The organism is Stappia sp. P2PMeth1 (assembly GCF_900185735.1).
In the GTDB taxonomy this organism is placed as follows: domain Bacteria; phylum Pseudomonadota; class Alphaproteobacteria; order Rhizobiales; family Stappiaceae; genus Stappia.
Map to the genome: position 1 here is coordinate 211691 of NZ_FYAW01000022.1, position 24326 is coordinate 236016.

The following is a 24326-nucleotide window of genomic DNA, read 5'->3' on the forward strand; positions in this document are numbered from 1 at the left end:
AAGGAGAGCCTCGACATGCAATTCGTGAGCGCCGCACAGTTTTGCGGCCGTCCGATCGGCGGGATGTCGCGGCACTTCGAGCCGCTTCTGGAAACGCCGGCGGACGCCGGCACGGACGAGTTGCGCGCCGTCTTCGGCACCCATGGCTATGTGTTTGTGCGCGGGCTGCTGCCCCCGGATCTGGTGCGCCGCGCCAGGGAGGACATCCTGAGCGTTCACGCCATCATGGGCGAGGTCGACGACCGCTATCCACTTGCGGAGGGCCGGGCCTCGCACCGCTCCAACAGGGCCGACATCAACGTTCGCGCGGCGCGGCGCGCGATCCTGCGCAGCGATGCCCTTCAGCAGGTCGTCCGGTCCGAGCGGATCGGCCAGGTGATCGGCGCCCTGCTGGACGGACCCGTCCGGCCCTGGGACTTCATTTGGCCCCGGGTGATGGGCAAGGGAAGCGGCAGCGGACTGCATCAGGACGCCCCCTTCCTGCGCGGACCGGCCCCGGAGGCGGTCATGTCCGTCTGGACCCCGCTCGGCGACATCGATCCGCACCAGGGCGGGCTGGTTCTGCTCGACGGCTCGCAGGACTGCCAGCTCTACAGGACCGAATACGGCGTTCTCGACGCCGATGCCGACGCGAATTTCGGCTGGTATGCCGACCGTCTCGACGGGATCCGGCAGGACGCTTGCGGACCCTGGCGGACGACGTCGTACCGGATGGGCGACGTCGTCATCTTCGGCCTGTTCATGCTGCATGGGGCGCTGGACAACACCACGGACTTCCTGCGTGTCTCGGTGGATTCCCGCTGGCAGCGATCGGACGCCGTCGTCGATCCGCGCTGGATCGGGCCCGCGGCGGTCGGCCGCCATCCGGACCGGATCTTCCTGCCGGGCGTGTTCGTCGACGACACGTTGAACGAGGGCCTGCGATCCGAATTCCACTGGATCGGCAGCGACGGTCGCCCGGTGGACGCGCCGGATCGGGACAGGTGACGCCACGCGGCGCAGGTGGGATGACATGCAAGAGACGACGACCGACACATCGATGGACAGGCTTGTGCGCCAGATCGCCCAAATCGGCGAGGTCGACCTGGGTGAGGTCGCCCGCGCCGCCCGCGAACTGGCCGGAACCGATGCGGGCTACCGGAGCCAGTATGTCGGCTTCAACGACGGCCACTGGCACTCGGCGGTGCTGGTCAATCCGTCCGGGCGGCACGACGACCACCTCATCAGCGACGGAACCGGCCGACCCACCGAACTCGCCGCGCATCTGCCGGGCGCCATGCAGATCATCAACGACCTAGCGGCGCGGTTCGGTCTCAACGTCTGTTGGGCCCGGCTCGCCCTGATGGAGTCGGGCGCGCGCGTGTGGGAGCACCGGGACTTCCTGGAACTGCAACAGCAGGACAAGGTCCGGCTGCACGTGCCGCTGATCACCAACGACCGGGCCACGCTGCATTTCGCCGAAGGCGCCGTGCACCTGGCTCCGGGATTCGTCTGGCATCTGGCGACCGACATTCCCCATGGCGCCAGCAACGACGGCCCGGACCGGGTGCATCTGATCATCGACTGCGACGATGCAGAGGGGTTTCACGCCCGCGTCGGCCGGCGGCGGCTCGACCCCTCGCTGGCGACGCTGTTCCCGGTGCTCGACGACGTGTCGCTGGAGGCCATCGAGGCCCGCTTCCGCAAGACCGTGGCGGCGGGGGATGCGGCCGCAGCGGAGCGGGACGTCCTGTCGCTGTTCGGCAGTTGGGATCTGCGGCACCGCACCACGTTCGGGCTGCTGGCGCGGTTTTTCGACGCGCTGGGGCAGCGGGAAAAGGCCGACCACTGGCGGACCGAAGAGAAGGACAAGCTGTACGAACGGGTCTATTGACCGGGCCGGCGGCGGTCCTCAGACGGCCGCGTCGACGAGTTCCGCGAACTTGCGCGTATCGACAAGCCGTTCGAGCCTGTCGAACCGCTCGCTCGCCGCATGGCGCCCGACCGCCGCCATATGCGCCCGCCAGGAAAACCGGCCGGGTTCGCCAGTGCCGAGCGCGGCGTTCACCCGCCTCTGCCGCGCTGTCAGATAGCCGGCATACTGGACGGCGAGATCCGCGGCCCGGCGCGCCGCCGCCCTTGCCTCGGGCGTATCCGTCTTCATCAGCGGAAGGAGCCGGTCGAGCGGGATCCGGCCGGCTCCCTCGCCCGGCGGCGCGAGCCGCAAGCCCGATTGCCGGTTGAGCGATTGCAGGGACTGGTGGGACAGGTTGTCCGATCCCGGATCGGTCAATCCGAGGACATCGTCCAGATACGCATCGAACACCCATTTCGCCATTTGCGCCTGGGTCGTCAGTTCGCAGTAGTGAAGGGCCGCCTGGGGCGCTGCCCCCGCCAGTCGGCTCGCGTCCGGCGGCGCCCCGGCCCCCGTCTTGCGACCGCTGATGGCGCGGTCGACGAAAGCCCGGATCATCGCCGGCGAGCCGGCGCAGACCCTGCCCTCGTTCAGATAGATGCCGCGCTCCTCCGTCGCCTTCAGGACATCGTCCACCCGCGCCGGCTCGAAAGCGACCTCCGGCGGACCGGCGAGCATGACCGCGTTGGCGGTCAGGTACAGGCCCTGCGCCACCTTGAACAGCGTGCTCAGCCGGCGCGGCACCGCGTTCCACGCAAAGGCCTTCCTGCGCGCGAGAAACCCCGGCACGGTGGTCAGGAAATTCCCGAGCCGCGACAGCAGCAGATAGTTCATCTCCATCGGAAAGGACTGCATGTAGATCGCGCGCAAGGCGTCGAAATCCTCCAGGCACTCCGCCCAGCACGACGTCACCTGCCGGAGCGCCGAGACGTTCATCGGCGCGCCGAGGCGCGAGCCCGGATAGGGGCACGTTTCGAACCGCAACTCGACGCCGTGCAGGAGGCCGGCGGACGCATTGGCTTCGGCCAGCGGCCGGCCGTCCTCGTCGATCAGATACTCGCAAAAGCCCGGCAGCGCGGTCTCCAGAAAGGGGTAGCGGAAGATCTCGCCTGCAAGCTTGCCATCGCTGTCCATCGAATCGCTCCACTGCGCGCGGGCGGAAGGGTCTGAAGCCACCTGCGCCGGCGTCAGTCCGTCCCAGTGGACTCGCCGCCCGTCATCGTCAGGATCAGGGGCGGTTCCGGCTCGCCGTCCATGAACTCCGTTTCCGCGAGCCGGCCTTTCAGTTTCAGGCCGCGGATATGGATCTTGCCGCTGTCGGGAAAGACGCAGACCTCGTTGGCGCTGTTGCGTCCGATGCCGATATAGACGAGGTCTTCCTTGCCCGTGTTCGCGATCTGGTGGGCGGTGCGGGTGCCGGCCGGGCAGGAAATCATGTCGCCGGGACGGATCGGATAGCAGTCGTCGCCATAGCGCAGCAGGCCGGTCCCCGAGACGACGAAGAACAGTTCGTCGTCCAGCATGTGATAGTGGTGCGGACAGCCCACCCGCCCCGGCGGCATCCGGCTGAGATTGGCGCAGAGCTCGCCGCCATTGTCTTCCATATAGGGCGTCAGGACCTTGTAGGTGCCGCCCCAGTGGTCGCCGCTGGCGGACTCGCACTCCTCGGCCTCGTCGATATTCAGGACAGGACCCCGGCGCGGTGCGGGTGGGTTCGACATCGGGGTTCTCCATTCTGCGCGGTCGACCCCGGCGCAGCACGAGGCGCCGTGCCGCAGCGCGCCGCGCGACACGTCAAGGTTTAGCAAATCGGATTATGCACCATAATCCTGTACTTTTCGGTTTTTTCGGTGATACACTTCTCTTGCGAACCTGAAGTTCGTCACAGGTCGCAGCACGCTCTCAACGAACTTCAGATTCGAGAGGGGGACTAGCAAGTTTTTGTTTCTAGTGTGGTTTTCGAAATTGAACGACGCTTCTACGGTTTCTGCCGAGAACAGGGCGTATTTCAAATTCCCCACACTAGGCCGGCCGACATTAGGCCAAAAAGAGCCCGCAAGCCATTTCTCTCAACGCGCCGATTTGATTGAGTGATCTGATGACGCAGCGTTCAAGCCTCGAAGACATCGTCGCCGTTGTGTTCGACAAGGATGGCGTTCTTGCGGATTCAGAACCCATCAATCTGAAGTCTTTGCGCCAAGTGTTCGCCAGTCATGGATACCGGTTCGGCTCCGAGATCGATCGGCAGGTCGTCGGCCGGCACCCGAAAGACTATTTTCCGGCCATCGCCCGGCAGTTCGGACTGAGCACGGCCCGTCAGGAGACCATGTATGCCGAAAAGGAGGCCCTCTACGCCCGCATGTGGGAAGAGGACGGCAGCCTGTTCGACGGTGTCCATGAGGTGCTGGCAGATGTACGGAGCCGTGTCTCGCGTCTGGGCATCGCGACCAGCGCAACCCGCGCCGAGTTGGACGCCTTCCTGGCGCGGTTCGAACTGGCGGGGTTTTTCGACCTGACGCTGAGTCGGGATGACGTCGCGCGGCCAAAGCCTGCCCCGGACATCTATCTCAGCGCCGCGCGCGCGTTCGGCACCGATCCGCGCAACATCCTGGTGGTGGAGGATTCGGAACCCGGCGTCACGTCGGCCCATGCCGCCGGTACGTTCTGCATCGCGGTCGGCGGCGCCCATCTTGCGCCGGGCACCCGGGTGCTGGCCGACAGGACGATCGCGACCCTGCGCGACCTTCCGGCGCTTCTCGGCGACCTCGGGCGGGGATGATGGTCCCCCGCTCGCCCCCCTTGCGGATGCCGGGCGCGCGCCTCGGGTTGGTGCCGTTTACCGTACCGGGCTGGCCGAGCAATGCGGGCTATCGCGAGGCCCTCGAACGAATTGCCGACCGGCAGCCGGCCTCCTTCGAATTCGCCCTTCCCTCCGACAGGTGGTCCTTTCGCACAAACGAGGCGATCGCACGGGCTCTCGCCGGCTCCGATGCCGATCTCGGCGCCGTCCTGCAGGTGGCCGCCCGATACCGGCCGAACGTTGCCGTCGTCTACGAGGGCAGCGCCGGGACCCAGGGGCGCGCGGCGCTGCTGGCGCGGCTGGCGGGGGCGGTCGATCACATCATGCTGGAATGGGAGCCCGAGACGCAGACCTGCTGGGCGGACGAGGCCGCGCGCCACGGGATCGGCCTGGTGACCATCGCCGAGGCCGACGGCCTGTCCGCGGCAAAGGCGGGCGACATCGGCCGGACGGCGCCTCCCGGCGCCATCGTCTACCTGAAATGCGCCGACACGACCGCGGGAACCGCCGTCGGCACCGGCGTGGTGCGCGCGGCGAGCGAACGGCTCAAGGCCTGCCGGGAGGATCTCTTCGTCATGGCCGGGTTCGGGATCCGCGAGCCGGACCAGGTTCGCGCGCTGGCCGCCATCGACACGCTGGATGCCGTCGCCGTCGGCACGGCCCTGCTGGACCGCTTCACGCAAGGCGTCGATGCGGTCGCAGCCTTTTACGGCGCCTTGAGCGATGCCGCGGAGGGGACCGCATGACACAGGATGTCGGACAAGCCGACAGGGCCGCCTATCCGCACCAGGCGCTCCACCGGCTGTTCGAGCAGCAGGCCGTCGCGACGCCCGATGCCCCTGCGCTGCTGCATGACGACGGGCAGACGAGCTTTCGCGACCTCGACCGGCGTGCCAACCGGCTGGCCAACCATCTTGCCGCACGCGGGGTTGGGCGGGGCTCACGGGTCGGGATCTGCCTTGCCCGCTCGCCGGACTCGATCATCGCCGCCCTCGCCGTGATGAAGGCGGGCGCTGCCTATGTGCCGCTCGACCCGACCTACCCGCCCGCGCGCCTTGCCTTCATCGCGAGCGACACTGCCATCGAGTGCGCGGTGACGGCGACCCGCTTCGCCCACCTCCTGCCCGACGGCGTCGATCGCGTTTGCCTCGACCGCGACGCCGGCGAGATCGCGGAATGCAGCGGCACGTCCCCTGCCGTCGACAATTCGCCCGACGATGGATGTTTCGTCGTCTACACGTCTGGTTCCACCGGCAAACCGAAGGGTGTCGCCTCGCCGCACCGGTCAACGGTGGTCATGCTGTCGTGGCTCTGGGCGAGCTATCCGTTCGGACCGGACGAGCGGTTCTGTCACCGCACCACGCTCAATTTCATCGTCTCGGTCTGGGAGGTGTTCGGCGCCCTTCTGCGCGGCGTGCCGGTCGCGCTCGCGCCCGAGGACGCCAGCCGCGATCCCCATGCGCTGATCGCGTTCCTTGCGCGGCAACGGGTGACGCGGCTGCTGCTCGTGCCGACCCTGCTGCGGGCGCTGCTGGATGCCGCGCCCGGCGCCGGCGGGCTTCCCGCCGCGCTGACGATGATCATCACCGTCGGCGAGCCGTTGCACACCAGCCTGGCGCAGCGCCTGCTCGACCGCTATCCGGGCATCAGCCTGCTGAACCTGTACGGCTGCTCGGAGACCCATTCCGCCCTGTGCCACGAAGCCCGGCTGCCGCTGCCCGACCTGCCGATCGTTCCGGTCGGAACGCCGCTGTCCAACCGCAGGGTCTACCTGCTCGACGCGGTGGGCGAGCCTGTCGCCGACGGCGAGACGGGCGAGATCGCGATCGCCGGCGACGGCATCTCGACGGGCTATATCGAGCGCCCGGACCAGACCGCGATGCAGTTTCGCGCCATGCCCCGGCTCGGCGAGGCCCTGGTCTACCGGACCGGCGACCTTGCCAGGCGCCTTGCCGACGGCTCGATCCACTTGCTCGGCCGGATCGACAATCAGGTGCAGATCCGGGGCCACCGGATCGAACCGGAAGAGGTCGAGGCGGTGCTGCTGACCCATCCGGGCGTCCGGACCTGCGCCGTCGCCCCGCGCGACATCGGCGGCGAAACGGTGCTGTCCGCCTATGTCGTCGCGAAGGGCGGCGAGGCGAGCGTGGCGGAGTTGCGGCAGCATGTCGGCACGCTGCTGCCGGCCGAGTTCATCCCCTCGACGATCAGCTTCCTCGACACGCTGCCGACGACCGCCAACGGCAAGCTGGACCGGCGCGCGCTGCCCGATCCGGTGACCGCCCGGTCGCTCGCGACGCCCTGCGTCGCGCCCGCAACGCCGACCGAGGACGCCATTCGCGCGATCTGGGAGCAGATCCTTCTCGTCAGCCCGATCGGCGTGACGGACAATTTCTTCGATCTCGGCGGCTATTCGAACCGGGCGGCGAACTGCCTCATCAAGATCCGCGATGCCTTGGGCGTCGAGTTGCCGCTGGAGCGGTTCTTCCGGTTGCAGACCATCCGCAAGATCGCGGAAGAGGTCGACGTGCTGCGCGCGATCTCGGACATGCCCGGTGACCGCGAGCAGGATACCGAACAGGGGGTCATCTGATGATCGGAGACCTTGTCAGAGACCTCAGACAGCGGAAGATCCGGATCTGGGCCGATGGCGGACGGCTCCGGTACGAAGCTCCCCGCAACGCCTTGACGCCGGAGCTGACGGAACGGCTGCGGGCCAACAAGGCCGAACTGATCGAGTGGTGCAACCGGGCGCGCTCCACCCGGCTCGAGCCGATACCGGCGGTCGACCGGAGCGCGCCGCTGCGTCTGTCGCGCGGCCAGATGCGGATGTGGTTCCTGTGGCTGCTCGATCCCGACAGCGCGGCCTATTGCGCCCCGGTGGGCTTCACGATCTCCGGTCCCTTCGACACCGCCGTCTTCGCCGCGGCGCTCGAGCGGGTGCGCGGCCGGCACGAGAGCTTGCGCACGCGGTTCGGCGAGCGCGACGGCCGGCCCGTCCAGATCATCGACGACGGCCCGCTGTCGCTGGACATTACCGACCTCTCCGACCGGCCGCCGGCGGTCGCAGGCGAGATCTCCAGGGAGCGGCGGGACGCGCTCATGCTGCGGCCCATGGACCTGCGCGCAAGGCCGCCGTTCGAGGTGCATGTGTTCAAGGTCGGCACCGAGCGGCACGACGTGCTCATCCGGCTGCACCACATCGTCTATGACGGCTGGTCCAATCACCTGTTTCTGACCGAGCTGTGGACGGCCTACAGCGCCCTTTCGCAGGGGACGGAGCCGGATCTTCCGCAGCTTGCCATCCAATATGCCGATTTCGCGGCCTGGCAGCACGAGCGGCTGACCGGCAGCCGGCGCGACGAGTTGCTCGGCTACTGGACCCGGCACCTGCGCGGCGCGGCAGCCACGATCCGCCTGCCGGTGCGGCGGGACGGCGCCGCCGACGGCCTGGCCGAGGTGGAGGCCGTCCCGATCGCGGTCGCCCAGGACACGCTGAGCCGGCTCGAGGCGCTGTGCCGCGAGACCGGCGCGACCATGTTCATGCTGTTGGCCGCTGCGCTGCGGGTCGTCCTGGCCCGCTATGGCGGCGACGGGGATTTCATTATCGGCACGCCGGCGATGCGGCGGGTTCATCCGGATGTCGAGAACCTGATCGGCTATTTTGGCAACACGCTCTTGCTGCGCACGCCGATTGCCTTGTCGCACAGCTACCGCGAGGTGCTCGCCCTCGAACGGGAGACCGCGCTTGCCGCCTATCAGCATCAGGAACTGCCGTTCGACATGCTGGTCGAAGCGCTGGCTCCCGACCGGTCCGACGCCGGCGCGCCGCTGTTCCAGGTCATGTTCCTGTTCGGCGAGAAGGCGCCCGCCTCCGTCTCGGTCGGGCCGCTCGAGATCGCCTATCTCGAAGACGCTCCCACCGGCGCGAAATCCGACCTCGGAGTGTGGATCAAGCATGCGCCGTCCGGCGGCCTGAGCGGGCATTTCGACTTTGCGCCCAGACGCTACGAGCGGCGCATCATCGAGGGGTTGGCCCGCCGTTTTCACCTGGTCCTGGAGGCCATGGCCAGCCGTCCGGACGAGGCAATCGGCGCGACCCAGGTGCTCTCCCGGCAGGAACTGGACCAGCTCCTGCGGGACTGGAACCCGCTTTTCCAGGCTGCCGACGACAGCCTGATTCCGGAGATGGTCCGGCGCGCAGCGGCGCGCGCGCCCACAGCGACCGCGATCCTGCACGGCTCGGCCGCCGTGACCTATGGCGAGCTCGACCTGCGCGCCAGGGCGCTGGCGGAGCGGCTACTGGCGCTGGGGGTCTCTCCGGGAGACACGGTGCTGGTATGCCTGCCGCGCGAACCGACACTGGTGGCCGCCCTGCTTGCGGTCATGGCCGTCGGCGCGGCCTATGTGCCGGTCGATCCGGCCTATCCGCAGGACCGCAGGCACATCGTGCTGGAAGACAGCGGCGCCCGGGTCATGATCTGCCTGCCGGATCGGCTTCCCGGCGATGTCCCGTCCGATGTCGCGCTGCTCGATCCCTCGGCCCTGCGCAGCGGGGCGCCGGCAGAGTGGTCGGAGCTGTCCGCCGACACGGGGCCGAACGATGTCGCCTGGGTCCTCTATACGTCGGGGTCCACCGGCAGGCCGAAAGGCGTCGAGATTCGCCATGGCGGAGCGGCCGCGCTGGTCCATTGGGCGCGTCAAGCCTATTCGGAGCGCGAACTGGCCGGCGTTCTCGCCGGAACCTCGGTGTGTTTCGATCTGTCCGTCTTCGAGCTCTTCGTTCCCCTGTGCGGCGGCCACACGGTCATTCTCGCCAACAGTCCTCTCGACCTGTTCGACCTGCCCGGCCGCGACCGAGTGACGCTGATCAACACCGTGCCCTCGGTCATGCGCACGCTGCTGGCGGTCCAGGGGGCGAGGTTTCCCGCCGGCCTGCAGACCGTCAATCTCGCCGGTGAACCGCTGAGCACCGAGCTGGTGAACGCGGTCCAGGCCCGGACCGGCGCGGCCAGGGTCTATGATCTGTACGGGCCGACCGAGGCGACCACCTATGCAACGCGCAAATTGCGGACAGGAACCGGCCCCCCGTCGATCGGCACGCCGATTGCCGGAACCCGCGCCTATGTGCTGGACCCGTCCGGCATGCCCCTGCCGCCGGGGGCGACGGGCGAACTCTTCCTTGCCGGCGAGACCCTGGCACGCGGCTATCTCGGCCGGCCGGACCTTACCGCGGAGCGGTTCGCCGCCCCGGCCGCGGACTGCATTCCGGAGGCGCGCCTGTACCGGACCGGCGATCTCGTCCATTACACAGGCGAGGGCGAACTGGTCTATGTCGGCCGGTGCGACGACCAGCTCAAGATCCGGGGCTATCGCATCGAACCCGGCGAGGTGCGGATGGCGTTGCTCGCCGTCGACGGTGTCGAAGACGCCATCGTGACCGGTTCCCGCGACGACGGCGGCAACCTTTTCCTGGTCGCCTATGTGATCGGAGCGCCCGAGGCCGTGACCGCGCGACGGCTTCGCAGCGAGCTTGCCGGGGTGCTGCCCGATTTCATGGTTCCGAGCTTTTTCACGCGGGTGGATCGGTTTCCGCTGACGCCCAACGGCAAGGTCGACCTGGCGCGCCTGTCGCCGGACACGCGCCGTCCTGAACCGATTGCCGCCGCACCGCAAACCGCGACCGAACAGACGATCGCCGAGATCATGACAGAGCTGCTGGGCCGCGAGGTCGGCCGGCACGACCACTTCTTCGAGAGTGGCGGCACGTCGATGTCGGCCATGTTGCTGATCGGCCGGATCAATGCCCGCTTCGAAACGCAATTGCCCCTGCGCGCGCTGTTCGAGCAGCCGAGCGTGGAGGCCCTGGCACGGCTGGTGGAGCATGCACCGCGCCGCAACTCGCTGCGTTCCGACGGGTCCTTCGAGGCCGCGAACGTGCCGATGACCTTGCTGCAACGTCATCTCTGGCTCGTTCACCGGGCCGCCGTCAATCCTGCCTTCCTGAACCTCTGGCAGACGATGCCGCTGTCGGGACCGCTGGACCGCGAGGCGTTCCGGAAGGCGCTGGCAACGGTCGTCGAACGGCATCCGATATTGAGCGCCCGGTTTCCCGTCGTCGAGACCTACGTGCGCCAGTCCTACCAAGGCACGGTTCCGACGCCGAGCGAACTCGACCTGTGCGGGATTGCCGATGAGGAGACCCGCCGCAAGCGGTTCGACGATTTCTGCTACCGGCTCGGGGCGCCGTTCGACCTCGAGGCGGGGCCGTGCCTGCGTATGGGGATCGTCGAGCTGTCGCCGGACCGTCAGCTCGTTCTGATCATCGTTCATCACATCATCGTCGATGAATGGTCGCTGGCCCGCCTTGCCGGCGAGATCCGCGATCATTATCTCGCCGGCCGCGAGGGCCGCCCGGCGCCGCCGGCGAAATCCTCGGTGAGGTTCGCCGACCATGCGCTCTGGGAGAGCCGGAGCCGCGCCGAAGGCCGCTTCGAGGACGAAATGGCCGCCTGGGCCGCCTATCTCAAGCGGCCGCTCGCGCGCCTTCCCCTGGACTGGACGCAAGAGGCCGATCCGGCCCTGGGCGGAACCTACCGGTTCGCGGTGCCGGCCGAGCTCTGGCAAGACCTCAAGGATCTCGCCGCCCGCGAGCGCTGCTCGCTGTTCGTTCTGACGCTCGCCATGCTGATGCTGCTCCTGCGCAGGCGCACCGGCGAGGCGGATATCCGCGTGTGCACAAACATCTCGCGCCGGCATCAGCATGACTTCGAGGGCACGATCGGGCCGCTCACCGATTCCCTGATCGTTCGCGGTATGCTGGAGGGTTCCGAGGCGCCCGAGGCCCTGCGTCTGGTGCGCGACAGCCTGCTCGACGTCTATACGATCCTGGCCATCCCGTTCGAGGAGATGGCGACCCGGCTGGCCCGGCAGCACGGGATCGCCCGCAGCGAGTTGGCGCAGGTGTTCTTCCTGCTGCACGAGGAGGACACGCCGGTCTCCTCGATGGCCTCCTCGCCGTCCGCGGACGACACGCCCGCGCTGCGCATGAGCCCCGATTTCTTTTCCAGTGCCGACCACGCCTATGACCTGGTGCTGTATCTGTCCCGGCTCGACGACAGGGTCGAAGGACATTTGACGCTGAAGGGCGGCGGGCTGGCGGTGCACGAGGCGATCGCGGCCGACTATCTCGATCTGCTGCGCGAACTGGTTCGGACCAAGGGACCGGGATGATGTTGCGGGAGCCCTTGACCGACAACGGAGTGGCCGGCCGAGGACTGGCGGATACGGCGGTGTTCCACGAGCGCCTGATGTCGGCCAGCCAGGAGGATCGCGGCCTGCCGCAAGCGGTGGCGGAGCTCTTCGGCGTGGCACCGGACGACACGCTCGACTATCGGGACTGGCGCCGGATCTCGGCGGGCTACACGCGCGAGGCCGGCGGCGACATGGACCCCTGCCAGGCGAGCCGACATGCCGCAGCCGTGTTCGACGCCCTGCGGGCCCCGCCGATGCCGGCGACCGTGGCGGATCTGGTGCACAAGACCGAACAGCTTTATGCCGCAGCCGCCGACGATCTGTCCGATCTGGCGATTGCCTTCGTGAAATGGGCAATGGAGACGAGCGACAGGCAACGGGCATCGGATCTGATGTTTCTGGCCCGCGACGCCATTCCCTTCTACGTGGTCGCCTGCCAGTTACAGGCCCGTGGCGTTGTCTGCGGCCGGCTGTCCCTGCTGGCGCTGAACCGGACCATGATGCCGCGCTCGCCTCTCGACGAGGCGTTTCCCGGCGACCTGCGCGGCACCGATGTCGAGCAGTTTCTGGCCGCCGCCTTCGCCACCCGGCACCGGCCGCTCCTCATCGACACCGGTCTCTACGGAACGCTGATCCAGCCGATCCTTGGATCGGCGGCCTTACCTGATCCGTCCGTCGTGTTCCTGGCTTCGAAAAATCCGCGTATCGCCGGCTACTTGAACCACCTTGACGCGCCCGACAAAAAGACGGGTCACGCCCCCCTCGGGCCGCTCGGCGAAGCGTGCTGCGATGTGCTGGAAAACTGGCCCAAACCCTATACCCGGCCGCGCCTGTGGGAGCGCGACGGGGGCTGGGTCGCGGCTGCGCGGCTGACGGACCCGGTCTCCGCGACAGCCGCGCTGGTGCTCTACCGCACCCTTGCCCGGCGCGCCCGGACGCGCGATCTCGAGACGCTGGATCCGCACGCAGCGCTGCGGCGGGTCGCCGCGCTGTCCGGCCCGCGATTCCTGACCGAGAGCCTGCCCCGCTGGCCCCATGCGGACAGGTGGCAGGCGGCATGGTCGCACGGGTCCGTCGCCCCCCTGGGATCACGGTCGTGACCGGCTTCGACCTTGGCGAAGCCCTTGACAGACTCGACGCAGATCTCGCCGGCGCCCCTGCCGCCGCGAGGCACCTCCTTCGCGCCCTCGGATCGGGCAGCATCGGACCGCCCGGCGCGTGCCGGCCCGACCGCGCCGAGGCGGCCCGGATCGAGGATCTCGAGGACGGTCTGCGGACACGGTATGGCGCCGAGTTCGCCGATCCGGGCTGGCACGGACCGACCTCATTTCAGCGCCTTGTCTGGCAGGACACCCAGACGGCGGCGACATTCGCCCGCTCGGGCGCGGTTCGGGCGCTGCTGCGGCGGCGCGCGGACGGTTCCGAGCCTGTCCTTGCCCCAGGCATGACCCTGAGCAGGGCACTGATCGGTGGCCTTGCGCGCAATCGCCCGTCCTATCTTCTGTCCGCCTGCCCCAATTGGCGCAGCCGCCCGGCGCTGCTCCCGTTCGATCGCCTTGAGGACATGGCCGTCGGCGACCGGCTCCAGCACGCGCCCTACATGGTCGAGGCGGAGCGGCTGGACGTGGCACGCGCCCTGGCCCGTTGCGTCGTGGCCTGCTCCTGGGGCGAAGAGGAGGGGGCGGGGGCAGGGATCGAAGACGGCGAGGCCGAGGCGGGTTTCGGGAGGGCTTTGCGGTCGGCTTCGACCGCCGCCGTGCTGTCGGCGCTGGAGCGGCTTTGCACGCCCCGGATCGCCGCAAGGCTGATGACGGGGGCGGACAACCCCAGCGTGACGCTGCCGCGCATGAACGGCCAGTGCCTGGAAGTGATGGCGGAGTATGACGCGCTTGTCGCGGCCTGCGGCGGCGACCACGCAAGAGCACTGGGCTACGGCCTCGTCTCGCACGCCCTCGACGCCAAACATCTCATCGCGGTGCTTGCGGCGGCATCGGCCGGAGCGACGGCCGCAGGCGCCACGGGCGGCACGGCCCATGCCCATGCCCGCGATAGCGTGCAGCGGCTCCTGCGTGGGGCGGCGCAAGGCACGCTCGGCGCGCAGGCCGGAGCGCTGATGCGGGCCCGCCTGCAGCAGGGCCTGTTTCTGCTGTGGCAGGACAGGAAAGACCTCGGCCTGCCGCAGGCCGATCTGGAGGACGCGCTCGCCTTGCCCGTCGGTAAGCCCCTGTGACGCGAGGCAACAGCGGCCGCCAGCAACGGCCGGGCGGCGCGAGGCACCCGCCGACCTATCCCAAGGCGCGACGGCCGTGCCTCATCATGCGCTGCGCGGTGCCTCAGGACAGCGGCGCGGCAGCGGCCATCACCCGGTCGAGATGGGCGATGGTGGCATCCGCGAAACGCTCGCAGCCCGCGACCCGGTCGGCATGGGTGCAATGGTCGCTCATGGACTCGATCAGCGCGTCCACGATCTGGATGTGCTGGTCTTCGGACTCGCCCCCCTCCGTCATCAGGTGTTCGCACAGATAGGGCCACCACAATTCGGTGAAGCTCTTTCCGGTGAGCACCGCCCATTGGGCGACGAATTCGCCGATCCAGGCGGTTGTGAGCGGAGCGATCGACTCGATCATCTCGCAATAGCCCAGCACCTGCCCGACGCCGTTCTGATCAATGCCGAGATCGTCCAGATACCTGCGCTCGACAAGTTGATCCGCGGCCACCGCCCGGCCGGTGACGGCCGCCACGGTGCGCAGATAGGACTCTGCGTGATTGACTCCGGAAAACAGTTCCACGAACGCGTGGTCGCCGTTTTCGATTTCCTCGATCTGGCCCGCAAGTTTTTTCGCGTCCATGTAACCGTGATCGCTGGCGAAGGTCGCGACCCTGCCGAACGCCATCGGAGAGGACCGCGAAATCGGATGGAAGCCGTTCACGATAGCCTCGATGAAGCGTTGCTGCCGGTCTTCCGGCCCCTCCAGAACCGTCTTGAAATAGGTGTTTCCCTTCGGGGCGATCCGCATCAAGGACCAGAAAGGATGAGACAGAATACGGCCTGCTTCGGTTCCGACGTTTGCGTCAACGATGGCGGCTGTCTGCGGCATTACAGAACTCCTCCTCAAAGCAGCAAAACTATACTCCGGCAACTTAGAGTATTTGATTTCGGCGAGCCAGAGAAAACTCCCGATTGCAGGTCGCAGGCGATACTCGCGTGCCCGCAGGGGCGGCGACCGAACACCTGGAGGCGAAAAATTGCTCGAGAACAATCTTGCCGCGTCATTGCGGATGGTTCACGTTTGGGTAGGCGCGGGGTTCCCGATGCATCGCCAGGCCTGGATGAAACCACGTGGAGGTTGAGATGCCCGAAGCAGCCTCAGGGGAATTCTGGAGCGACATCAAGCCGATCGAGGTCAATTTCAAGCCGGATGCCTTGCCCGCGCTGTTCCTGCGCGACCCGGCCGGCTATGACGAACGCTATGCCTTTCCGATCAGCGAAACCGTCTCAGCCATCCCCTTGTGGATCTCGCTCGACCGGAACATGTGGTCCAACATCCTGATTGCCCGATCCGCCGGCCTCGTGAACCGGCATTATCATCCGCACCCGGTCTTCGCCTATACGATTTCCGGAAAGTGGGGCTATCTCGAACATGACTGGACGGCCCAGAAAGGGGATTTCGTCTACGAGCCTCCCGGCAGCAGCCATACGCTCGTCTGCTACGAGGCCGAGGAACCCATGCGCACACTGTTCATCCTGACCGGACCGCTGATCTGGCTCGACGAGGACGGCCGGACCATCGGTCACTATGACGTCCACGACTTTGTCAGCGACGCCCGCGCGCATTACGAGGCGAACGGACTGGGGGCGAGCCATGTCGAGTCCCTGTTCCGGTGACGGGCGCGCGCCACCCCCTGGGCGCGGCCCGGTGGGGACAGGGCGCCCGCAATGAGCACGCTCGGGCAGTTCGATATCGCCGGCCGCTCGGCGCTTGTCACCGGCGCGGCGTCCGGCTTGGGACTGGCCTATGCCGAGGTCCTTGCCGAGGCCGGCGCGGCTGTCACTCTGAGCGACATCGACGGGGCGAGGGCCTTTGAGGAAGCCGAGCGGCTCCGCAGCGAGGGCCGCGAGGTGCGAGCAGCAACGCTTGACGTCGCCGACCGCCGGGCCACGCAAGCGGCAGTCGCGGCGCATGTGGCCGCCTATGGCGGCCTCGACATCGCCTTTGCCAACGCGGGCATCGATTCCGGCGACGGCTTCTGGAACCCGGATGGACATCGCAATCCGGACGCCCAGATCGACACGCTCGACCCGGCCTGGTGGGACCGCACCCTTGCGGTCAACCTGACCGGGGTCTTCAACACCCTTCGCGAGGCGGCGCGGGTCATGAAGGATGCCGGCAAGGGCGGATCCATTGTCGTCACCTCGTCGAACGCGGCGCAGATCAACGTGCCGGTCGTCGGGCTGGCCTATATGCCGGCCAAGGCCGGCCTTGCCCATCTGGTGCGTCATGCGGCGCTGGAACTCGCCGAATTCCGCATTCGCGTCAATGCGATCGCCCCCGGTCCCGTCCTCACCAATATCGGCGGCGGCAAGGTCAAGACCGATCCCGCCGCAAGGGCCTTCTGGGACCGCCAGATCCCGCTCGGCTCCATAGCCGTGACCGAACAGATCAAACCGCTCGCCCTCTTGCTGGCCTCGGACGCCTCAAGCTACATGACGGGATCTCACGTGGTCATAGACGGCGGCATGCAACTCGGCAATTTCCGCTAGGCGGCATCCTCTTGCCGGACACCGGCGAAAGGCTGCACCGGTGTCGCTTGATGAGAGTTCCGTGGCAGGTTACCCCATTTGCGCAGCACAGTCTCGCGAACGTCGAAGTCACAGGCGGCCTGGGCCACCGCAACACCTCGCTCCTTGACCAACTTCACCGCCTGAAGCTTGAACTCGCGGCTGAACTAGCTTCTTCGCATTCCCCCTCTCCAGTTCCGTCAAACACTTTATCTCGATGTTCACGAAACCGGCAGCAGGCCATTCCTCCCGAATCTACCAAGAAGCTTCAAGAACAAACGCCAAAATCAGTTATGAGTGGGGCGTTTGTGGCCGCTTCGCGATCTCCCATAGCGTATTGATGCTCCAGAAGGCGCTCAGTCCTTCCATTCGCTGCGGCGCGTCGCCCGGGGTGCTGAGGAGAACTATGTCTACGCCATAGCCCTCCTTCCGCCAGCTTCGCACCCAGGATTTCAGCAAACCCGCGAAGTGTCCCGCTGCATAAAGCGGCCGGCGAAGGGGGCTCCACGCAGACGGGCAAAGTTTGAAGGTCTTAGACCAGCACTCGATGAGCTTGACTGATTGAGTGCTGGTCAAGCCCGTGCGGCGCATGAGCAATTTCAAGGCGTGATGCGTCCGCATCGAAAGCCTTGGTATTGAATGGCGCCGGCTGCGGAGTGCCCGCTTCAGGACGAGACGGCACGAAAGCTGCCGCTCGAATTCCCGCCCCGCGCGCAGATGCCTGCATGGCCGCCATGAGTGAGGCCACGGAGGAATGCCCGCCCCCTGCAAGCACCTGCCAAATCGGCAGCTCCCACTGAGGGATTGCGGGCAGTTGAACGATCTTCATTGCCTACATATCCGGCTGGCTGGCTGCCGCGAAAGCCGTGACCACTGTATCGATCACCGCCTGAAGTCGCGGCTCCAGATCCAGACCAGCCGCGACGGCCTGCTCCACATGAGCAGGATGGACGAAGACCGTAACCGCGTCGCGCACCACACCGGCAGCCATGTCGAGGTCGGGGATACGGAACTCGCCCCGCGCTATCCCGTCTTGCAATATCTGCCGCACGAGTCCGGTCATGCGTCGCGCATAGTCGCCGACGAGGTCCGGGCGCTCGGCCATGATCCGGCGGTAGAGACCGTGGATCTCCGGATCGTCACCCAGCTTGGCCCGCTTGCTGCGGTGGAGCGCCAGGACAAGGCCGCGAAGCCGCTCTGCCGCCGGACCATCGGCCATTGCAAAGCGGGCCGCCAGATCGGCCTCCTCGGCCATCGTCCGCGCCGCAAGGGCGTCGAAGATCTCCGCTTTCGACCGGAAGTGCCGATAGAGCGCCGAATGCGACAGGCCCATGGCCTTGGCGATGTCGACGACGTTTGTCTTGGCCTCGCCGAACCGGCGGACCTGTTCGGCGGCGGTGTCCAGAATGCGATCGCGATGATCGTGGGCGTCGTTCGTCATGCGCAGCTTTTAGCCGACACATCGCAGGCGCACAACATGTAACAGATTTCATATTTTGTATTGTGTAACACCTTTGGATGTGACAGGTTGGGACAACCGACGTTCAGGAGACAGTCATGAGCCAGTTCCCTTCCCCGCATGCGCCCCGCCTCGCTCTCGTCACCGGAGGCTCCGGTTTCGTCGGCGGGCATCTCATCCGCCGCCTGCTGTCCGACGGCTGGCGCGTCCGCGCGCCTGGCCGCAGCGCCGAGGCGCGGGCGGAGGTTGAGGCGCTCGGCGCCGAACCGGTTGAAGGCGACCTCCTGGACTGCGCGGCGCTGGCCCGCGCGATGGACGGGGTCGAGGTGGTGTTCCACGTCGCGGCACATTTCAAGCTCTGGGGGCCGATGTCCCTGTTCCGCCGGATCAACGTGGAGGGCACGCGCAACGTCGTCGAGGCGGCGGAGCGGGCCGGCGTGCGCCGTATCGTCTATGTCAGCGCCGCCGCGGTCGTCATGGGCCGCCCCGAACCGATGCGTGGCGTGACCGAGGACATGCCCCTGCACAAGATGCCGTTTGCTCCCTACGCCGCATCCAAGGCCGAAGCGGAGGAAGTGCTGCTGGCGGCGAATGGCTGCCGTGCCGGCTTCTCCACGGTGGCCGTCCGGCCGCCTTTCATCTGGGGTCCGGACATGCCGGCGCTTGACCGCATGGTCGAGACCGTTCGCGCAGGGCAGTTCCAATGGGTTGCCGGCGGCGAACAGGCGCTTTCCACCTGCCATGTCGACAACCTGTGCCACGCGCTGATCCTCGCCGCCGATCGCGGGTCAGGCGGAGAGGCCTTCTTTGTGAGCGATGGCGAGGACACGACGCTGAAGTCGTTCCTGACGCGCCTGCTTGGCAGCCGCGGCGTGACGCCCAAGGACCGCGCCGTGCCGTTTGGCATTGCCTGGACGATGGCGGGTGTGATGGGTGCGGTCTGGCGGGTCTTCCGCCGCAAGGGCGAGCCGCCGGTCACCCGGCAGATGCTGCGGTTCATCGGCAAGGATTTCACCATCGACGTGAGCCGTGCGCGAAATCAACTCGGCTATGCTCCGGTCATCTCGACGGCTGACGGCATGCGCGCAATGCAGGCGAACAACCTTCGCTGACCTCAGCTTGCACCCTCGTCCCGAAACGGATGCTGCCTCTCCAATTCCGATGTTTCCGATCTTCCGGTACATCCCTTCGCGGATGGGCAGGGGCCCTATAGCAATTCTCGATGAGCTTGACTGATTGAGTGCTGGTCAAGCCCGTGCGGCGCCTGAGAAAATTCAAGGCGTGGTGCATCAGCAGCGACAGCCATGGCCTCACATCGTAACGAGCCGGAAGTTCGGGCCGGGCCGGTTAGCCACCTCTGTCAGCCATACATGCGAATGCGCAACACGCTGGAAGCCCCATCGCACTTGTGTCTTCTCACCAGCATGGCGAGCGGCCTTCGCCCGCTCCGCGCGCGAACGACTTCGGCTGGGAAATGACGGCTATCGCCGCGATCACCTGCGCGCCTTGGCGCAGCGCGTCGAGGTCGCCGACGACGAGGTTCGCATCATGGGATCGAAGTCGGAACTGCTGCGAACGCTCGTCGCCGCTTCAAGCGGGCAAACGGCGGCGTTCGGCGTTCAGAGTTCTGTACTGAAATGGCGCACCCGACAGGATTCGAACCTGTGACCTCTGCCTTCGGAGGGCAGCGCTCTATCCAGCTGAGCTACGGGTGCTTCCGGGCGCAAGGCCAAGAGCGGCGCGCGCAAGGCGCGGCATCTGGCGAACCGATAGCCGATCCGCCGGCGGGAGGCAATCGTTTTGTCCCGCCCGGCGAGGCCGCCGATGACATCGCCAGCGATCGCATGGGACAGAGCAAAAGGCCCCGGCGACGGTCTCGCCGGGGCCTTTTTTTTCAAGGAACGATCAAGGGGATTACAGGTCGAAGCCGAGCAGCTTGCCGACCGTGAACACGTCCTTGTCGCCGCGCCCGCACAGGTTCATGACGATGATCTGGTCCTTGTCCATGGTCGGCGCCAGCTTCATCACCTGGGCCAGCGCATGGGCCGGCTCCAGCGCCGGGATGATCCCCTCGACGCGGGTCAGCAACTGGAAGGCCGCCATCGCCTCGTCGTCGGTCGCCGGCACATAGGTGACGCGGCCGGTGTCGCGCAGCCAGGAATGCTCCGGCCCGATGCCAGGATAGTCGAGGCCGGCGGAGATCGAGTGTCCCTCGAGGATCTGGCCGTCGTCGTCCTGCAGCAGATAGGTGCGGTTGCCATGCAGCACGCCGGGCTTGCCGGCATTGAGCGAGGCGCAGTGCTCCTCGCCGTCCAGCCCCTTGCCGCCCGCCTCGACGCCGTAAATGGCGACGGCGGACTCGTCGAGGAAGGGATGGAACAGGCCGATGGCGTTGGAGCCGCCGCCGACGGCGGCGACGAGAGCATCCGGCAGCCGGCCTTCCGCCTGCAGGATCTGCTCGCGCGTCTCCGTGCCGATCACCGACTGGAAGTCGCGCACCATCTCCGGATAGGGATGGGGCCCGGCGGCGGTGCCGATCAGGTAATAGGTGTCGGCGACATTGGTCACCCAGTCGCGCAGCGCCTCGTTCATCGCGTCCTTCAGCGTGCCGGCACCGGCGGTGACCGGCACCACTTCCGCGCCGAGCAGCTTCATGCGGAAGACGTTGGGCTTCTGCCGCTCGACATCGGTGGCGCCCATATAGACGACGCAGGGAAGGCCGAAGCGGGCGCAGACGGTGGCGGTGGCGACGCCGTGCTGGCCGGCGCCGGTCTCGGCGATGATGCGGGTCTTGCCCATGCGCCGGGCGAGCAGGATCTGGCCCAGGCAGTTGTTGATCTTGTGGCTGCCGGTGTGGTTGAGCTCGTCGCGCTTGAAATAGACCTTGGCGCCGCCGAGCTCGGCCGTCAGCCGTTCGGCGAAATAGAGCGGCGAGGGCCGGCCGGTGTAATAGGTGTTGAGATGCTCGATCTCGGCGTGGAAGGCGGGATCGGCCTTGGCGTCCTTGTAGGCCTGCTCGAGATCGAGGATCAGCGGCATCAATGTCTCGGCGACATAGCGGCCGCCGAAGATGCCGAAATGCCCGCGCTCGTCCGGACCGGAGCGAAAAGTATTCTGCTGGATCGTCATGCGCTCCGTCCCTGTTCGGCGGCGGTCTCCGCCGCGCCCGGCACCGCCCGGCGCGCAGCCGCGACGAACGCCCTGATGAGTTCCGTATCCTTGACGCCGCGCCCGCACTCCACTCCGGAAGAGACGTCGACGTCGCGGATGCCGCCGATGCGCATCGCCTCGCCGACCGTCGCGGCATCCAGCCCACCGGAAAGCATGAGCGGAACGCCGAGGTCAAGGCCCTTGAGCAGGCGCCAGTCGAAGCTGACGCCGTTGCCGCCCGGCAGCACCGCGCCCCGAGGCGGCTTGGCATCGAAGAGCAGCCGGTCGACATGGGCGACATAGGGCGCCGCGGCGGCAATGTCCTCAGCCGCCGAGACGCCCAGCGCTTTCATGATCCGAATGCCGTGCCGCGCCTTCAGCTCGGCGCAGCGCGCCGGGCTCTCGCGGCCGTGCAGTTGCAGCCAGTCGGGCCGCACGGACGCCACGATGGCATCCAGCAGCGCATCGTCCGCATCGACCGTCAGCACGACGATTTCGGCCCGGCCCCGCGCGCGCTCCGCCAGCCGCGCGGCAACCGGCATCGGCACGTTGCGCGGGCTCTTGTCGAAGAAGACGAGGCCGATCATGTCGGCCCCGGCCTCAAGCGCGGCCTCGAGCGTCTCCTCGGTCGACAGACCGCAGATCTTGACGAGGCCGCGTTCGCTCATCGTCTCCGGGATCCTTACGTCACGTTGTAGGCAGCGATGGCCGCCATGTTGACGATGTCGCTGTCCTTGGCGCCGATGGGCAGGATCTGCACCGGCTTGTCGAGGCCGACGAGCAGCGGGCCGATCACCGTCGAGCCGCCGAGCTCCTGCAGCATCTTGGTCGAGATCGAGGCGGAGTGGAACGCCGGCATGACCAGAACGTTGGCCGGGCCGCTGAGGCGGCAGAACGGATAGGCCGCCATCTTGTCCATGTTGAGCGCGACATCTGCGCCCATCTCGCCGTCATACTCGAAATCGACCCGGCGCCGGTCGAGGATCTTCACCGCCTCGATGACCTTTTCCGAGCGCTCGCTGCGCGGATGGCCGAAGGTGGAATAGGCGAGCAGGGCGATGCGCGGCTCGTAGCCGAGCCGGCGGGCGACATGGGCCGCCTCCTCGGCGATGTCGGCCAGTTCCTCGGAGGTCGGCATGTCGATCACCGCCGTGTCGGCGACCAGCACGGTGCGGCCCCGGCACAGGGCCAGCGACACGCCGATCACCCGGTGGCCGGGCTTGGTGTCGACGACATTGCGCACCGTGTCGAGGGCGACGGAATAGTTGCGGGTAAGGCCGGTGACCATGGCATCGGCATCGCCCCGCGCCACCATGATCGCGCCCCAGTAGTTGCGGTCGTTGTTGACCAGCCGCTGGCAATCGCGCAGCAGGTAGCCGCGGCGCTGCAGGCGCGAGTAGAGATACTCGGCATAGTCGGAATTGCGCGTCGACAGGCGGGCATTGAGGATGCGGATGCCGCCGCGCTCCAGGTCGACGCCGGCGCTGGCCGCGACCTCGCGCACCTCGTCCTCGCGGCCGATCAGGATCGCCTCGCCGAGCCCTTGCGCCACGAAGCTCGCCGCCGCACGGATCATCGGCTCCTCCTCGCCTTCCGCGAAGACGACGCGCTTGGGCTGCTGGCGCACCTTGGAGAAGATCCGCTGCAGGGTGCCGGCGACCGGATCGCGCCGGGCCGAAAGCTGGTGGCGATAGGCCTCCATGTCGACGATCGGCCGGCGGGCGACGCCGCTGTCCATCGCCGCCTGGGCGACCGCCGGCGGAATGGTGGCGATCAGCCGCGGGTCGAAGGGCACCGGGATGATGTATTCGGGGCCGAACTTGGGACGGTTGCCGCGATAGGCGGCGGCGACCTCGTCCGGCACCTCCTCGCGCGCCAGATCGGCCAGCGCGCGGGCGCAGGCGACCTTCATCTCGTCGTTGATCGTCGTCGCCTGCACGTCGAGCGCGCCGCGGAAAATATAGGGGAAGCCGAGGACGTTGTTGACCTGGTTGGGATAGTCGGAGCGGCCCGTCGCGACGATGGCATCCTCGCGCACCGCATGGGCCTCCTCCGGGGTCACCTCCGGGTCCGGATTGGCCATGGCGAAGATGATCGGGTTCGGGGCCATCACCCGCAGCATGTCCTCGGTCAAGGCGCCCTTGACCGACACGCCGAGGAAGACGTCGGCGCCCTTCATCGCGTCATAGAGGCTGCGCGCCTCCGTCTCCACCGCATGGGCGGACTTCCACTGGTTCATGCCTTCCGTGCGGCCCTTGTAGATCACGCCCTTGGTGTCGCAGAGGATGACGTTGTCATGCGGAACGCCGAGCGCCTTGATCAGCTCGATGCAGGCGATGCCGGCCGCGCCGGCGCCGTTGCAGACGACGCGGGCGGAGGCGAGATCGCGGCCGGTGAGGTGCAGCGCGTTGATCAGCCCGGCGGCGGCGATGATCGCGGTGCCGTGCTGGTCGTCGTGGAAGACCGGAATGTCCATCAGCTCGCGCAGGCGCTGCTCGATGATGAAGCAGTCCGGCGCCTTGATGTCCTCCAGGTTGATGCCGCCGAAGGAGGGGCCGAGATAGCGCACGGCGTTGACGAAGGCGTCGACCTCTTCCGTATCGATCTCCAGGTCGATGGAATCGACATCGGCGAAGCGCTTGAACAGCACCGCCTTGCCTTCCATCACCGGCTTGGAGGCGAGGGCGCCGAGATTGCCGAGGCCGAGGATCGCGGTGCCGTTGGAGATCACCGCCACCAGATTGCCGCGCGTGGTGTAGTCGAAGGCGCGGGACGGGTCCTCGGCAATGGCGCGCACCGGCACGGCAACGCCGGGCGAATAGGCCAGCGACAGGTCGCGCTGGGTCGCCATCGGCTTGGTCGGGTTGACCTCCAGCTTGCCGGGCCGGCCCTGCTGGTGAAACTGCAATGCTTCCTGATCGGTAAAACTGACGTTGCTCTTGCCCGATTTGTCCGTCGTCGGCATGCGGTTTCCTCCAGTTCGTTGCAC

Annotated in this window: 20 protein-coding genes, 1 tRNA gene and 1 pseudogene; 12 read left to right on the plus strand and 10 right to left on the minus strand. The window is 67.3% G+C overall.

From position 1 onward, the window contains the following. The first annotated feature begins 15 nt into the window (after positions 1-15). Both P2PM1_RS16515 and P2PM1_RS16520 read left to right on the plus strand, forming a co-directional pair. Positions 16-987: a phytanoyl-CoA dioxygenase family protein gene (locus P2PM1_RS16515; protein ID WP_186399810.1), complete on the plus strand. Its 972-nt coding sequence runs from the start codon at positions 16-18 to the stop codon at positions 985-987. Positions 988-1012: 25 nt separating this feature from the next. After that, positions 1013-1873, plus strand: a complete 861-nt coding sequence (locus P2PM1_RS16520) for an aspartyl/asparaginyl beta-hydroxylase domain-containing protein (RefSeq protein WP_186399811.1) — start codon at positions 1013-1015, stop codon at positions 1871-1873. A gap of 18 nt (positions 1874-1891) precedes the next feature. Here P2PM1_RS16520 and P2PM1_RS16525 read toward each other — a convergent pair whose 3' ends face one another. Beyond that, positions 1892-3028 carry a hypothetical protein gene (locus P2PM1_RS16525; protein WP_186399812.1) on the minus strand — a complete coding sequence of 379 codons (1137 nt, stop codon included), beginning with the start codon at positions 3026-3028 and terminating at the stop codon, positions 1892-1894. Positions 3029-3081: 53 nt separating this feature from the next. Continuing rightward, positions 3082-3615, minus strand: a complete 534-nt coding sequence (locus P2PM1_RS16530; RefSeq protein ID WP_186399813.1) for a cupin domain-containing protein — start codon at positions 3613-3615, stop codon at positions 3082-3084. Positions 3616-3980: 365 nt separating this feature from the next. Here P2PM1_RS16530 and P2PM1_RS16535 point away from each other — a divergent pair, with 365 nt between their 5' ends. Genes P2PM1_RS16535 through P2PM1_RS16560 form a run of 6 tightly spaced genes read left to right on the plus strand, consistent with a single transcriptional unit; the run spans position 3981 to position 14178 of the window. Further along, positions 3981-4673 carry an HAD family phosphatase gene (locus tag P2PM1_RS16535; RefSeq protein ID WP_186399814.1) on the plus strand — a complete coding sequence of 231 codons (693 nt, stop codon included), beginning with the start codon at positions 3981-3983 and terminating at the stop codon, positions 4671-4673. After that, positions 4670-5440, plus strand: coding sequence for a tryptophan synthase subunit alpha (locus P2PM1_RS16540; protein WP_186399815.1), 771 nt, complete (start codon positions 4670-4672; stop codon positions 5438-5440). The genes P2PM1_RS16535 and P2PM1_RS16540 overlap by 4 nt, the downstream gene beginning before the upstream one ends. After that, complete coding sequence (locus tag P2PM1_RS16545) at positions 5437-7287, plus strand: non-ribosomal peptide synthetase (RefSeq protein ID WP_186399816.1); 1851 nt, start codon at positions 5437-5439, stop codon at positions 7285-7287. Before P2PM1_RS16540 ends, P2PM1_RS16545 begins: the two co-directional genes overlap by 4 nt. Continuing rightward, positions 7287-11927: a non-ribosomal peptide synthetase gene (locus P2PM1_RS16550; protein ID WP_186399817.1), complete on the plus strand. Its 4641-nt coding sequence runs from the start codon at positions 7287-7289 to the stop codon at positions 11925-11927. Before P2PM1_RS16545 ends, P2PM1_RS16550 begins: the two co-directional genes overlap by 1 nt. A gap of 14 nt (positions 11928-11941) precedes the next feature. Next, entirely contained in the window at positions 11942-13048 is a 1107-nt protein-coding gene (locus P2PM1_RS16555) for a hypothetical protein (RefSeq protein ID WP_186399818.1), read from the plus strand. Continuing rightward, positions 13045-14178, plus strand: a complete 1134-nt coding sequence (locus P2PM1_RS16560) for a hypothetical protein (protein WP_186399819.1) — start codon at positions 13045-13047, stop codon at positions 14176-14178. The genes P2PM1_RS16555 and P2PM1_RS16560 overlap by 4 nt, the downstream gene beginning before the upstream one ends. Before the next feature lie 103 nt (positions 14179-14281). Here the strand turns inward: P2PM1_RS16560 and P2PM1_RS16565 are convergent, their stop codons facing one another. Next, positions 14282-15046: a hypothetical protein gene (locus P2PM1_RS16565; RefSeq protein WP_186399820.1), complete on the minus strand. Its 765-nt coding sequence runs from the start codon at positions 15044-15046 to the stop codon at positions 14282-14284. Positions 15047-15300: 254 nt separating this feature from the next. Here P2PM1_RS16565 and P2PM1_RS16570 point away from each other — a divergent pair, with 254 nt between their 5' ends. Both P2PM1_RS16570 and P2PM1_RS16575 read left to right on the plus strand, forming a co-directional pair. Then, entirely contained in the window at positions 15301-15834 is a 534-nt protein-coding gene (locus tag P2PM1_RS16570; protein WP_186399821.1) for a 2,4'-dihydroxyacetophenone dioxygenase family protein, read from the plus strand. 51 nt (positions 15835-15885) lie between these two features. After that, positions 15886-16710 (plus strand): SDR family NAD(P)-dependent oxidoreductase, encoded by an 825-nt coding sequence (locus tag P2PM1_RS16575; RefSeq protein ID WP_186387770.1) that lies wholly within the window; start codon positions 15886-15888, stop codon positions 16708-16710. Here P2PM1_RS16575 and P2PM1_RS25710 read toward each other — a convergent pair. From P2PM1_RS25710 to P2PM1_RS16590, 3 genes and pseudogenes are all read right to left on the minus strand, one after another. Next, a pseudogene (locus P2PM1_RS25710) lies at positions 16707-16895 on the minus strand (transposase); the annotation flags it as partial. The gene P2PM1_RS16575 and the pseudogene P2PM1_RS25710 sit on opposite strands and share 4 nt — an antisense overlap. A 365-nt stretch (positions 16896-17260) precedes the next feature. Further along, a complete protein-coding gene (locus tag P2PM1_RS16585) occupies positions 17261-17557 on the minus strand; it encodes a hypothetical protein (protein WP_186399822.1) in 297 nt (98 codons plus the stop codon). A 3-nt stretch (positions 17558-17560) separates the two neighbouring features. After that, positions 17561-18169, minus strand: a complete 609-nt coding sequence (locus P2PM1_RS16590) for a TetR/AcrR family transcriptional regulator (RefSeq protein WP_186399823.1) — start codon at positions 18167-18169, stop codon at positions 17561-17563. A gap of 116 nt (positions 18170-18285) precedes the next feature. On the opposite strand from P2PM1_RS16590, the gene P2PM1_RS16595 reads away from it, so the two are divergent. Beyond that, on the plus strand, positions 18286-19299 hold the full coding sequence (locus P2PM1_RS16595) for an NAD(P)-dependent oxidoreductase (RefSeq protein WP_186387768.1): 1014 nt from the start codon (positions 18286-18288) through the stop codon (positions 19297-19299). A gap of 394 nt (positions 19300-19693) precedes the next feature. Then, a complete protein-coding gene (locus P2PM1_RS16600; protein ID WP_244301541.1) occupies positions 19694-19855 on the plus strand; it encodes a hypothetical protein in 162 nt (53 codons plus the stop codon). On the opposite strand, the gene P2PM1_RS16605 is transcribed toward P2PM1_RS16600, so the two are convergent. The 4 genes from P2PM1_RS16605 to P2PM1_RS16620 all read right to left on the minus strand — a co-directional run bounded on the left by P2PM1_RS16605 (position 19826) and on the right by P2PM1_RS16620 (position 24302). Further along, positions 19826-19902: transfer RNA gene (locus tag P2PM1_RS16605), tRNA-Arg, on the minus strand. The two genes, P2PM1_RS16600 and P2PM1_RS16605, sit on opposite strands and share 30 nt — an antisense overlap. 199 nt (positions 19903-20101) lie before the next feature. Beyond that, entirely contained in the window at positions 20102-21316 is a 1215-nt protein-coding gene (trpB, locus tag P2PM1_RS16610; protein ID WP_186387767.1) for a tryptophan synthase subunit beta, read from the minus strand. After that, entirely contained in the window at positions 21313-22005 is a 693-nt protein-coding gene (locus tag P2PM1_RS16615) for a phosphoribosylanthranilate isomerase (RefSeq protein WP_186399824.1), read from the minus strand. Before P2PM1_RS16615 ends, trpB begins: the two co-directional genes overlap by 4 nt. Before the next feature lie 14 nt (positions 22006-22019). Continuing rightward, positions 22020-24302, minus strand: coding sequence for an NADP-dependent malic enzyme (locus tag P2PM1_RS16620; protein WP_186399825.1), 2283 nt, complete (start codon positions 24300-24302; stop codon positions 22020-22022). Between the last annotated feature and the right edge of the window lie 24 nt (positions 24303-24326).